This is a genomic window from Halomonas maura (genome assembly GCF_030409305.1).
Lineage (GTDB): Bacteria > Pseudomonadota > Gammaproteobacteria > Pseudomonadales > Halomonadaceae > Halomonas > Halomonas maura.
In genome coordinates this window covers 139417-151485 of sequence record NZ_JAUFPQ010000018.1, presented here as the reverse complement: position 1 = coordinate 151485, position 12069 = coordinate 139417, and the positions used below count along the sequence as shown (strand labels likewise).

At 58.2% G+C, this 12069-nt stretch carries 15 protein-coding genes and 1 pseudogene; 4 read left to right on the top strand and 12 right to left on the bottom strand.

Features of this window, described 5'->3' with window-relative positions:
• Window positions 1–254: 254 nt before the first annotated feature.
• The 6 genes from QWY76_RS12805 to QWY76_RS20115 form a co-directional block, all read right to left on the bottom strand.
• Window positions 255–836 (bottom strand): acyloxyacyl hydrolase, encoded by a 582-nt coding sequence (locus tag QWY76_RS12805; RefSeq protein WP_290311642.1) that lies wholly within the window; start codon window positions 834–836, stop codon window positions 255–257.
• A gap of 127 nt (window positions 837–963) precedes the next feature.
• A complete protein-coding gene (locus QWY76_RS12800) occupies window positions 964–1245 on the bottom strand; it encodes a putative quinol monooxygenase (RefSeq protein ID WP_290311641.1) in 282 nt (93 codons plus the stop codon).
• Between the two features lie 96 nt (window positions 1246–1341).
• Complete coding sequence (locus QWY76_RS12795; protein ID WP_290311640.1) at window positions 1342–1884, bottom strand: DinB family protein; 543 nt, start codon at window positions 1882–1884, stop codon at window positions 1342–1344.
• 688 nt (window positions 1885–2572) lie between these two features.
• A complete protein-coding gene (locus QWY76_RS12790) occupies window positions 2573–3277 on the bottom strand; it encodes a class I SAM-dependent methyltransferase (protein ID WP_290311639.1) in 705 nt (234 codons plus the stop codon).
• A 108-nt stretch (window positions 3278–3385) separates the two neighbouring features.
• On the bottom strand, window positions 3386–3634 hold the full coding sequence (locus QWY76_RS20120; protein ID WP_353960409.1) for a glutathione binding-like protein: 249 nt from the start codon (window positions 3632–3634) through the stop codon (window positions 3386–3388).
• Between the two features lie 26 nt (window positions 3635–3660).
• The gene (locus QWY76_RS20115; protein WP_353960408.1) at window positions 3661–3981 is read right to left on the bottom strand and encodes a glutathione S-transferase N-terminal domain-containing protein; all 321 of its coding nucleotides are present in this window, start codon (window positions 3979–3981) and stop codon (window positions 3661–3663) included.
• Window positions 3982–4644: 663 nt separating this feature from the next.
• On the opposite strand from QWY76_RS20115, the gene QWY76_RS12780 reads away from it, so the two are divergent.
• The gene (locus tag QWY76_RS12780; RefSeq protein ID WP_290311638.1) at window positions 4645–5169 is read left to right on the top strand and encodes a phage integrase N-terminal SAM-like domain-containing protein; all 525 of its coding nucleotides are present in this window, start codon (window positions 4645–4647) and stop codon (window positions 5167–5169) included.
• A 421-nt stretch (window positions 5170–5590) separates the two neighbouring features.
• On the opposite strand, the gene QWY76_RS12775 is transcribed toward QWY76_RS12780, so the two are convergent.
• The 4 genes from QWY76_RS12775 to QWY76_RS12760 all read right to left on the bottom strand — a co-directional run bounded on the left by QWY76_RS12775 (window position 5591) and on the right by QWY76_RS12760 (window position 8530).
• A complete protein-coding gene (locus QWY76_RS12775) occupies window positions 5591–6268 on the bottom strand; it encodes an SH3 domain-containing protein (RefSeq protein WP_290311637.1) in 678 nt (225 codons plus the stop codon).
• A gap of 364 nt (window positions 6269–6632) precedes the next feature.
• Entirely contained in the window at window positions 6633–6950 is a 318-nt protein-coding gene (locus tag QWY76_RS12770) for an antibiotic biosynthesis monooxygenase family protein (RefSeq protein ID WP_290311636.1), read from the bottom strand.
• 124 nt (window positions 6951–7074) lie between these two features.
• A complete protein-coding gene (locus tag QWY76_RS12765; protein WP_290311635.1) occupies window positions 7075–7983 on the bottom strand; it encodes a sigma-70 family RNA polymerase sigma factor in 909 nt (302 codons plus the stop codon).
• Between the two features lie 52 nt (window positions 7984–8035).
• Complete coding sequence (locus QWY76_RS12760) at window positions 8036–8530, bottom strand: carboxymuconolactone decarboxylase family protein (RefSeq protein WP_290311634.1); 495 nt, start codon at window positions 8528–8530, stop codon at window positions 8036–8038.
• Window positions 8531–8755: 225 nt separating this feature from the next.
• Here QWY76_RS12760 and QWY76_RS20110 point away from each other — a divergent pair.
• The 3 genes and pseudogenes from QWY76_RS20110 to QWY76_RS12750 form a co-directional block, all read left to right on the top strand.
• Window positions 8756–8848 (top strand): annotated as a pseudogene (locus QWY76_RS20110) (CIA30 family protein); the annotation flags it as partial.
• Window positions 8849–8867: 19 nt separating this feature from the next.
• Window positions 8868–9098 (top strand): hypothetical protein, encoded by a 231-nt coding sequence (locus tag QWY76_RS12755; protein WP_290311632.1) that lies wholly within the window; start codon window positions 8868–8870, stop codon window positions 9096–9098.
• A gap of 50 nt (window positions 9099–9148) precedes the next feature.
• Complete coding sequence (locus QWY76_RS12750) at window positions 9149–9427, top strand: hypothetical protein (RefSeq protein WP_290311631.1); 279 nt, start codon at window positions 9149–9151, stop codon at window positions 9425–9427.
• Window positions 9428–9624: 197 nt separating this feature from the next.
• Here the strand turns inward: QWY76_RS12750 and QWY76_RS12745 are convergent, their stop codons facing one another.
• Window positions 9625–10395, bottom strand: a complete 771-nt coding sequence (locus QWY76_RS12745; RefSeq protein WP_290311630.1) for a hypothetical protein — start codon at window positions 10393–10395, stop codon at window positions 9625–9627.
• A 217-nt stretch (window positions 10396–10612) separates the two neighbouring features.
• Window positions 10613–11908, bottom strand: coding sequence for a cation:proton antiporter (locus QWY76_RS12740; protein WP_290311629.1), 1296 nt, complete (start codon window positions 11906–11908; stop codon window positions 10613–10615).
• Between the last annotated feature and the right edge of the window lie 161 nt (window positions 11909–12069).

Sequence of the window (12069 nt, the reverse complement as noted above, 5' to 3'; positions counted from 1 at the left end):
CGGGCTCGGCGCGACTGCGCAGCGATGGGTGCCAGTCCTTGAGCCCAGTTCCCCCCCCATGACGGATGCTCCTCTGGCATCAGGCTCTTGGCGTAACACAATGATTTCTCGTGAGAATGCCATCCGCCACCTGCGTTTTCAGACCTCCTTCATGAATCCCGGGCAAACAGCTCTTGCTCACTCGGCAAGCTTCCTGGTTTGCCAGGCAACTCTGCGTCAGGGTAAATGGCTACAACTGATCCAACCGACAACGATCAAAATCTGTAGCTGAACTCGATCATGTGAAAATCTGCCCCGGTCGTGTCAGATCCATTAACGCCGGCATCGGAATAGTGAAGAAACCGATAGCCTATCCCCAGGTTTTTATATAATGGGACACCGACGCCCAAGGTCAGGGCAAACTGGAAAGGCCCGCCAAAATCCTGAGTCCCGAAGCGATGCCTGCTGAAGAGTGCTCCACCTGCGCCCAGATCCAGGACGAAGCGCCCGTCTTCACTTCCCAGCGTCAATTCGGGGATGAGCGAAACGACGAGAGCATTTTCCCCCGCTCCACGCAACATCCCGGTACTCGCCATCAAACGGGTGCCCATCCCCCAGCCCGAAGTGGAGTAGCGCTTCCATGGCAACGCCAAGTTAGCCGACACGTCGTACTCCTGAAAATCTTCCGGCGCCTCTTCTCCAAGCAAGGTCTTCTCTGAAACTCGTGCGCGCATGCTGAGACTCTGTAATCTCAGGTCGTCAGAGTAGCTCAGGTTCGGAGCGAGAAGGCAGCCGATGACGACCGGCAACAGCCCGAAATAAAATGAAGTGTGAGAAAAACCGATCACTGGCAGCATATATCCTGTTAAGTTAAAGGCGCTTTCCAGACATGTCAATGTAAACGCAGAGCTTTGCGGCGTTGTTAGAGATGCGAAGCGGCGGAAAGTTGTCCGCCAACAAAGTCATGTTAAACGCAGGGGGAATCTATTCAATTTCCGTGACGCTGTAATGCCTTTCTACGTTCGCCGCGATGTTTCCCCAGGCCGAGGTACTGACACGCAGTTGGTGTGCTTCGAAGGCATGCCGGTCAACGAATTCCTCGTACACGTTGAAAATATTCTGGGCCTCTGGCTGTTGCGTGACCTCAAACTGTAAGCAGCCGTCTTCTTTCCGGCTATGCTGAATATGGGTTGGAAGCTCTGCGGTCACCGCTGCCAGGTCATTGTCTGGGACCACGATATAGCCTTCTAAAACCACCTTGGACATATCTGCACTCTCAAGACGTGTAACGCCGCTCAGTGCGCGCGGCTACGGAATGTAGGCGAAGCCGCAATGTAGTAGACGTCGCCGAGACTGGCCAGGTCATACGTGAGATTCCTCCGGAATCTGAGCCAACAGGTCAGTAACCCCAATATCCACACCCGCCTGTGAAAGCAAAGTAGAAACTTGCCCTCGATGGTGAGTCTGATGGTTAAAGAAATGAAGAACCAGGCTCGAATATCGTTTTTTGGCTGGGAACCCTTCGATGCTGTGGTAGTTGAGAATGAAACCCAGATCATCTTCTGATAGCTCAGCCACCCAGTTGATAATGTTGCGATCCAACCAGATCCGGTGCTCAGATAAACGACCAAGATCATGAAAGACTATCTGATCCGGGCTTGTTGGATTCTGAAGTTCGGCGACATCCCGCAACGAGTTCAGGCAGGAGGGATGGGTAGCAAACCGTTTGAGCCAGACAGTGTCAGCCACAAGGATATGGTTGAGCGTACCCAGGATGGAGCCAAAAAATGCCCCGCGATCCTTGGCTAAATCTGTTGAAGAGAGGTGACCGGCACCTTCATAAACCTTTGAGTTCATCCACTGATTGTAGATGGCCAGCAATACAAAGTTATCTTTCATTCTCATCTGAGCTCCTCCTCATGTATAACACCTGAGTTGAGGGGCTTTTGCGGAACAGGCGCAGCCTGCGTAGTAAAAGTCTTCTCCTACGATTTGTTATAAGACATTTTAGAAGACATCCTACCTAGCTCTGAAATCAAAAGACCCTCTGGCTGTCACTTGGTTGCCGCTTCTGTCCTGAGTGGAAAATTCGAAACTCCCTGTCACGCGATTCCCTAAGACGTTGTTACCATCAGCCGGGAAGGCATCTATGGTGATCTCGCCTTCTGTATTGAACTGGAAAGAGTCGGTTCGATCCTTTAAAGATCGGTCTATACGAACCTCGAATTCTCTTCCCGCATCTATAGGGTGGGCCGACACGAGATGATAGGTTCCAGGCTGTGCAGTGGCTGGAATTGTGAACGTAATACCAATCTCTCGGACGCCAGAATCGTCTGCAACGAAAAAGTAACCCGGGCGAGTACCAAAATTGGCATCGTACGGCGGGGTAAAGCGAATGAGCCCCGGACCAGAGACTTCACCCGTAACGGCTCCAGATACCTCGGCTACAAAATTGGCGGTAGCGACCTCCGCGGTTTCTGAGGCGTCACAAGCAGGGATGAAAGCAGCGGAGGTCAAAACCAGAGCCAAGAGTAAGGGTTTAGGAGTCACGTTTTCCGCCTACGCTGGTATCTGATGTGTTCTAACGCCGCAATCACGCGCTTGTCGCGTGCATTGCATTGTTAGCTGCTGTCGCTCCAATAAATATGATCGACGCAGGCTTTTGAGTCTTCGGATGAATCGGCTCGCGTATCTCGAGCAATCGAAGCCCATTATCTGAAAACAAGCTTGTCCAGTTTTCGAGCGTCCTGAAGTACCAAGGGGCAGGATCAATAAAGTCAGAGCCAAAACCCGCCCAAGAGCCTTCTCTCCAGCCATCTATATAAGGTAAATCACCACACGCTACCATCGGGTGGAGCGTTTGCACAATACAAACTCCCCCCGGTTTGAGAAGTGATGGCATAGCGCCGAACAGCGCCTGGACCGACTCCTCTCCAAGGAGCGAAAAATTGCACACGACGACATCAAACAGACCTTTGATTGCACCATCTGCTATAGCTTCATAGGACGCGACAAAAAAATCACCACCGCCGGCAGCTTTTGCTTGATCAATTAGACCGGGAACCGCATCGATCCCTACCACCTGTGTTATCCGTCGCGCGAGTTCACGAACGAGCCATCCCTCGCCACAGCCTATATCGGCGACTGCCTCGGGAGAATAACTCAGCACAGCCTCTACTATAGCTTTGTTAGTTACCACCTCGCGGCTCTCGATTTGTCCAACTTGCACAGCCGCACCCCACTGCCGCGCATTTTTCTTCCACGAGTCGATAATTTTCTCATCACTAAGCGGCTTCATTGAGCAATCCTATTCATGCAGTTAACACCCTCAGCTCGTGCGGATACGGCATGAAGGCGCAGCCGCAATGCAGTAACCGTCGCCGTGACTATGATCGTTACATGGCAATTACGCCATAACTTTGAAATTTGGCAATGAAGCCACCCGGTCTAGCCATGCCCGAATGGCCGGATAGGCCTCTAGCTCAAACCCGCCCTCGTGAGCTACATGTGTGTATGCATACAGCGAAATGTCTGCGGTGGTAAAGTTCTCACCTGCTATGTATGGCGTCCTCCTGAGCTGCTGCTCCATAACATGCAACGCCTTGTGCCCGCCAGCTTGCTTTGAGGCATATTCGTCGGCTTTTTCCTCAGGCAATCCCAGATACTTGTTGATGAAGCGGGCTACTGCGATAAACGGCTCATGACTGTATTGCTCAAAAAATTGCCATTGCAGAACGCGTGCTTGAGCCAGCCCCCGTCTGGATATAAAGCTGAACCGCCTGCCAAATAGTTGATAATGGCGTTTGACTCCGCAAGGGTTTCACCCTCATCGAGCTCAAGCAAGGGTATTTTTCCATTGGGGTTCTTATTCAAGAACTCGTCAGACGACGTGTCTCCATCCAGGATATCGATATCAATCCATTCATGGTCAACGTTCAGCAGACTACAAACGAGCTGAACCTTGTAGCAATTTCCTGATTTTGTATCACCGTAAATTTTCACACGCTCTCCTTTACTATGTAACGACAAAATAAGCCGCGCGAGCTTGCGAGCATCGGGCGACCATATGCAGCGTACTTTATTTGCTGATTATGTATTCTTTCCGTACCATAAAATGAATTCTTCACGCCACCACCCGAGAAGAAACCAGAGCTGACACACCCCGTGTTAGCAGCTGTGATTTTCTCTATATTCATGGTTATCGTTAAAGTCGCACTCGCACGTTTCATAGTTGAAGCTTCCGCCACTATCTAAACAAGCATCAATTGCAGCATCACCGCAACCTGTGACGAATGCTGTGATAATTGCTATAAGGGTGACTTTTTCTTTCACGCTTGTTCTCTCCGATCACAAATAACGCGGAGCTTTGCGTCAGTTTTTGAGCCGCGCAGCGGTGGAAACATTGTCCGGCAACAGCGGCTGGTTATACATTAGTCTCCTCCGGTATGTGAACCAACCGGTCAGTATGAATGTGCCGGCACGTTCAACAATGTTATATAGCGCGCCTTGCTTTATCTAACTCATTGATATTAAGACAACCTAATAACAGCTCGGCTACCTATGCAGGATTCGTGTGCTTGCACGTTTTGCCGGCACCAATAATTTTGTATGCATATCCATGCACTGAGGGGACGGGCGTATGGATACGCACAGACCGCGAAGCTGATGCTCAGAGTGAAGGCCACCTTGAGGGTCAAACACTGCAGCCCGCGAACCGTGAAGAGATACTGCTACTGGATTCGCCTCTTCATCCGCTTCCACGGCATGCGGCACCCCGCCAGCACGGGAGCACCCGAGGGGCAAGCCTTCCTGGAGTACCCGGCGGTGGAGCGGCATGTGGCGGCGGCCACACAGAACCAGGCCTTGAATGCGCTCGTCTTTCTCTACCGTCAGATCCTCGAGCATACCCTGGGCGATATCGGGGAGTTCTTCCGTGCCAAGCGGCCTCGCCGGCTGCCGGTCGTGCTGTCACATGACGAGGTCATGCACGTGCTTGGTCAACTGTCGGGCCCGATGCCTCTGATGACCGCGCTGATGACTGGAGCGGGCTTGCGCGTGACCGAAGGCTGTCGGCTGCGCGTGCGTGATATCGACGTCGAGCACCGGATCCTCACGGTGCGGGCCGGAAAGGGCGACAAGGATCGAACCACGCTTCTTCTGCGTCTTCTGTCCTCCGGGATGAAAGCATAGCCAGGCGTCCTGGCACGCTACCGCCCGACCCACCTGCATCACGCGACGGCATTCCAGCCGTCTCACGCGGTAGTCCCTGCGTATTCCCTTTCATGACCGTCTTCAGCAACCTTAGCCATCAAGACTAGGCAAAGGGGCCCACCACTGCAAAAGAGTTATCAATCCGGTGATGATGGGCGCAGTTCGCAGCGTTGATCGCAAGCACGCCGACGCCAAACCGGACGGTTCTGGGCTGGCATGGCTGTTAATCGTCACTGTCACCGATAGATGAAGGGATTCGGTAATGGGCAGTCGCGACGGGGCCCATGGCTAGCACGAGACACGCCCTCGAGAAACGCCATGGCCACCGCCAGGATGGCGAGCGGATGGCCGACGAAGAGAGTGGCGAGCCGTTCCATGGCGGGCCCTGGGGCGGGTGATCTCAGCCGCCGAGCGCGACGGCATCCGGGAGTTCGTAGCGCTCATCACCGATGCGGATCAGGTTGAGATCCCCCTCGCGGGTGGCGCTGAATGCCCCCGGATCGGCCTCGCTGGTACCGGCCCCGATCGGCCGCCCCATGCGAAAGTAGATCGCGCGGGGGCGGCCATCGGGCCGCGTGATGATCACCGTGGCGTAGCCGCCGCCGCTGCGGGCCACGCCGAATTCGCAGCGCGTCGTGGGCTGCCCGCCCGCCATGGCACACGGCAGGCTCCCGGTGGCATCGAAATCGCCCTGCCCGGCACGCAGCGCGGAATCGTCGGGGCCAGTGGCCGCGGTGCCGTCGGGGGAGATGGCGGGCTCCAGGAAATCGGCGGCCACATAGCCCCGGGGACCGCCGCCCAGCTGCTGGACGTCGCACCAGGCCCGCTCCTCGGCGCGCTGGCAGCCCAGGTTGTCGAGGAGCGTGCCGGGGCCGTAGCGGGCGACGACGGCCGCCGTCATCGAGGGCCTCTCCCGGAGATGCAGGGCGCCCGACACCGTCACCCGCCAGTTGCGCGGCCCACCCTCCTCCGGCGCGGCAGGCACGGTGCCGGCCGCACTGCCCGGAGACGGCGCCTCGGCCATGGCCGGCATGGCCAGGGGCGAACCCAGCAGCACCAGCCACAGCGCAATCTTCACTCTGCCCACAGGCCTCCCCTCCCCCCGCTTAGTGCCCCTTTCGGGCCGGAGCTCCGGCTGCCAGCACGTCGCCCCGAGCCCATCCGCTCCTCGAGCCCACCGGCCTTCCTCCAGCGGAACGGCGTCGCGATGGCCATGCCTCGTTATAGGCGATGGCCGGCCCCGTGGACAGGCCTTGGCTGACGGCGCCTCCCCCTGACTCCAGAGGGAGAACGGGAACGGCCGATTCGCGGACGCTCTCCGGCCTCCCAGCGTGTTGGGGATAGGAGTGGTGGGCTGCCCCTCATGGCTCCCTTGGCATTTCCGTGACCATCGCCTCGCCGTTGCCGCCCGTCAATCACGGGTCTGTTGATGAGGGCCTTGGTTAGATGCCGTAGTCGCGTTCCACCTTCGCCACCCGCACGCGAAAGCCGCTATACCATTGCTGGTGGCCCAGTCGTTGGGCCTCCCGATGCTCGGCATGCATTTTCCAGTCGCGGATCGCCTCGAGGCTGTCCCAGTACGATACGGTAATGCCCAGATCCTCCCGGGCGGATTCCATGCCCAGGAAGCCCGGCTGCTGGGCTGCCAATGCCACCATTCGCTCGGCCATTTCCGCGTATCCCCTGTCACCTTCCGTACGATGGCTGCTGAAAATGACCGCATAGTAGGGAGGCTCCGGGGTATGGGCTATCTCTGACATGACTATCTCTCGGCGTTATTCGTTGAAGAGCGGCGACCTGAAAGCGTACCTGTTGGCCGCCAATGGCGGTGAGAGGGTGAGTCAGCCTTGTCGATGGCACCTTGGGCAACGGCAATGGATCTCCCTACGGATATAGAGTCTCAGCAAATCGTTCCGGAAGGTAGTCCACCAGATGTCGTAACTTGTCCGGGTTGCGCACAACATATAGGGACAGGATACGATCGCCCGCGACCTCCAGCGCCAGGACCTGCGGCAGTCCATCCTGTTCGATGGTCAACCACCCTGGCAGTCCATTCACCATAACGGGCTTGACCCAGCGAGGGGCGGACGACGTCGGCTTGCGTGCCAGCCCCGCAAAGAATCGACTGATCTTGTCGGCACCGACGATCACACGCCGCGCAGCCATCCGCTTTCCGCCGCCGTCGGTATGCAGGGTGGCACTTTCACTCAGCAGCACCTTCAACGTCGTGACATCGCCACTGCGGGCCGCGTCAAGGAAACGCTCGGTGAGGCGGCCGTGCTCTCCGGGCATGACCGGGTAACGCGGGCGCTCGGCCTGTACCCGTTTCCGGGCCCGGCTGGCGAGCTGTCGGCAGCTGGCTTCGCTGCGCTCCAGGGTGATGGCGACCTGGGGGAAGTCGAGTGCGAAGACATCGTGGAGCAGGAAGGCAGCACGCTCCAGCGGCGATAATCTCTCCAGCGCCAGCATCAGGGCAAAAGACACATCGCTCGCCAGTACCTCGGCATCGACCGGCGCCTCCAAGGGTTCCATCAGCGGCTCCGGTAGCCAGGGGCCCACATAGATCTCCCGTTGCCGGTGGGCGGCCCTGAGGCGATCGAGGCACAGTCGGCTGGTGACCGTCGTGAGATACGCGCGAACATCGGTCACCGAAGGGTGGTCGGCATCATGCCAGCGCAGGTAGGCATCCTGAACCACATCCTCCGCCTCGGTCACCGAGCCGAGCATACGATAGGCGACACCGATGAGATAACGACGCCAGTCATTGAACTGGCGTGTCGGCCGATCCGTCATGGCCTGAGGCTCTTCGAAAGGTGAGTCACGAACCGCGGAAACTTGCTGTCCATCATACACCGGCTCCATCAAGGGTGGGCTCAGGATTCGCGCATCCGGCTTTTAAATCGTTCGGATGAACGGCTCGAAACCCCACACTGAGCCGGTTCCAGACATTGATCGCGCCAATCAGTAACGTCAGGTCAACGAACTCCCTCTCGGAAAAGTGGGTAAGCCCCTGCTCGTAATCCCGGGTGGGGGCGCCGCTATCGGCCAGCCTCGTCAGCGCGTCGGTCCAGGCAAGCGCCGCCTTTTCTCGAGGAGTGTACAGGGCCGACTCACGCCATGCCGACAACAGGTAGAGCCGTGCCTCACTTTCACCGGCGGCGCGAGCGTCGCTGGTGTGCATATGCAGGCAATAGGCACAGCCGTTGATCTGGGACGCGCGAGTCACCACCAGCTCGATCAGGCTATTCTCGAGTCCGCAACGGCGGACGTGGTCCTCCAGCCGGCCCATCGCCGCGATCGCTTCTGGGTTGGCCTCGTAAGCATTCAGACGTTTTTCCATTGTCTTGCTCCTCTGAGCTTGGTTGATGGTGCCCATGGGGGCTACAGAGGGAGACGAAACTGCCTGAAGGTTTGTGACATACCGGATGGCCTTTAGGGTCGGCTCGGAACCATCGGGGCAGCTACCCTGTATTCACGGCCCTTCAACATGGCAGTGAATCGACGGTTTCCGGGCGCGCGGGCCCGCATAGGCTGGTAGGGACCGAGCGCGGAGGAACCACCCGCCATGTCACGGCTGATCGATTTCCAGGCCCCCGAGGAAGCCAACCGCTGGCACGCCATCCACGACGACGTCATGGGCGGCGTCTCCCAGAGCGTGATGCGCAGCGAATCGGGTGTTGTGCGTCTTCGCCGGCGAGCGGTTGCTGGAGAACGGCGGCGAACTCGAGCTGATCGACGGACGACAGGCGAGCGAGGCACGCCGCGAGCTCGGTGCCCGGGGCATCGATCCGGACCAGGGGTTCGCCCTGCTGATCGGCGATCGCCGGGATCACGGCAGCGACGCCCTGCATCGCCTCACGCGGCTCGGCACCCGCAGCGGGGTGCTCAACCGACTGTTAAGCGGCTAATGGGGTGACGTCGACTGCACCATCACAATAAATCGTAAAAGGAGGACCCCATGCGTCTAATCTTTCGATTTTCGATTCCCGTGCAGAAAGGGAACCAAGCCGTATCCGATGGGACCCTGGCTCTTGCACTCCGAAGCCTGGTCGAGAGGGTCAAGCCTGAAGCCGCCTACTTTCACCTTGATGACGGGTGTCGGGCTGGCACTATTGTTTTCGAAGCAACTGATCAATTGCAAATGGCTGAAATCAATGAACCACTATTTTCGAAACTGGATGCAAAGATTGATATTCAACCCGCTATTGGTCTGGAAGAGTTGCTCGAGAAGATTTAAAAGCACTGGCATCTTGCCACATAACAAACCCTAGCAGCCGGACGCGGCTTTGCCGCGCCACTGATGGGAGGCGATGTATCGCCTGTTCGCCAGATCCGGGCACGCCTCCCGCCTCTATCCCTGGCTCAAGGCCTGCTGCGCATCATCCGCGTGTCGCCCATCGATAACCTGCCCGGACGGCGGTCGATATCACCCCGCTACATGGGTGGCTTGGGCGTGACCGAGCCCGCCGGGTTCAGGCGGCGCTGGCACTCATGCAGCGCTTCCGGCTCCGTGACCGGCTCGTCCAGCCGGCAACGCTCGGTTTCGACCAGCCCCGCCTCCCCCAGCCCGATAACGCGCACTGCCTCCCGCCGCCCGTCGGGCACCAGCAGCCGCATGCGCCCATCGATCCGTGCGGGCTTCGACAGTTTCAGCTGCCGGGAGCCATAGACGTGATTCGAGAAGCCACTCAGCGAGGCGATCTCCACCAGGCGCTCGCCGCGTCGTCGATAGACCCTCAGCACGCCGCCGACATGAGGGGTCGTCACCGCGGCGATCTCCGCCTCCCCGTCACCGTCCAGGTCGGCGACGCCGACCGGGTTCAACCATCGGTTCGCCCTGCCGATGGGGGCCGACTGCGCCAGCATCTCGAGACGATCCCCGCCGAGGCCGACCAGCGCCAGCCGCGACCCGCCATCACGCGAGCTGACGATCACCAGCAAGGCCGGCGGCGCCTGTTCCGTAAGCTTCACGAGGCGCGGCGCCAGGTCCTCGAATACCTCATCCCCGGGCAACGCCAGCGCCGTGTCCCGCCCGGCGTCGGTGGTGGCGACCAGGCGCGCGTATTCATGCGGCCGCCCCAGGGCATAGTGCCCATAGCGCTCGACCGGCTCGGCATACCTGGCCGCGATGATCTCTTCCGCCCAGGCAGATGACGCCAGCAGCACGAGCAGGGCACACAGCGCGGGGAGGTAACGAGTCATCATCCTGTCCCCTGAGGCGGTTGGGCGGTTGCCCGGCTATGGCGCAGCACATGGCGTCCGGAAGACAGAGGTGCTGTCCGCGATAGCCTCGGCAAACGGTGAGGAGTCCGTATACGAACGGCGATCCCCTTCGCAAGTGACCAAGCCCGGATAGTGATCGCTGCTCGCCTACAGGATAGGTGCCTGAACTCAGCAGAGTGGCAACGTGAGGTCATCGCGATTACCGAGGTTTCCTCGACTGCCAGTAGCGAGCAATAGTGGGCTTCACGCTGATCCCGTGAACCAGGATCGATAAGGCAACCACCACCAGAGTCAAGTGTATCAATTCCAGTGCTATATCCTCTGGCAGCCCGTGTTGGATGGCGTACATCAGATAGTACAGCGAGCCTATACCACGGACGCCAAACCACCCCACGAGGTGGCGCATACGCATGGTTGCCCTGCTTCCGAGCAGGCCCAGGTGCACGCTGATGGGGCGGGCGACAAAAAACAGAAACGCCGCAAAGCCAACGGCTCGCCAGCTCCAGGAGTCCCAGAACAGCGAACCGCCGATCAGTAACACCAGCACGATTTCTGCCAGCCGCTCGAGGTGTTCGTTGAAGACCAGGGAGCTTTCGCTCACGTGCACGTGCACGTGCGCCAGGGCCTTCGGCTCATCGTCCTGGCGAGTGTCGATACCTTCAGAGTACCCTTGCTTTAAACCGGCCAATTTCAGTTCGGTATGGCGCAGAGCCACTGCGGCACTAAACACTGCCAAGAAGCCCCAAGCATCCACTAACAAGCTGACGCCATAGGCGAGCGCTATCAGTCCCAGGCCGAGAAAGCTCTCCAGAAAGGCGGTATCCAAAAAGGTAGTGCGAATCTTGTTTACCAGCCAACCTACACCATAGCCTGCCAGAATACCGATGCCGATACCTGCACCGCTGGCCCAGAACACATCCACTGCCAGCCAACGCCAACCGGCATCGCCAAGATCGTGCAGACCCAGCAAGCCCAGGCCGAGCATCACGAACGGGAAGGCGCTGCCGTCATTCATTCCGGCCTCGCAGGTCAATGCAAAACGTAGATGGTCAGGATCATCGGCATGGCGAACCTGAACCTCGGTCGCCAGAACCGGGTCGGTCGGTGCGACTACGGCACCCAGCAACACGGCAGCCCCAAGGGGCAAAGAAAGCCAGTAATAGCCGAACAGCGTCACTAACCCGACGGTAATCGCCATCGTGATCACCGCCAGTTGCAGGGGATTTCTCCAGCGCTTGATGGTCACCGGCGCTGGCATTTTCACGCCGGCGCAATACAATGAAATAAGGACTGCTATCTCGGTCAGAAACTCCAATAAAGCCGATTCTTCCAATGAATTGAAGTAAAACAACCCAAAGCCCATCGGCCCAAAAATGAGTCCGATAACAAGATACACAATGGCAGAGGTAGCGGGTACTCTCTTGAAATAGGAGAAGGTAAAGCCCACTACCAGCAGCAGCGTTCCAACCAATATGAACCAGGTCGCGGTAGTCATAGGTTACTCATTAACCTCCTCCCCCGCCTCAAGCCGGGGGATTTCCACGGCGCTCAGGTGCGGCATTCAGCCGCTCCGGTGAGTTCCTTCTGCTGGGGGCATCAATTCGTATCTGAAGGCTTGCAGGCATTGCATCATCATGACCTGTTCACTCACACAGT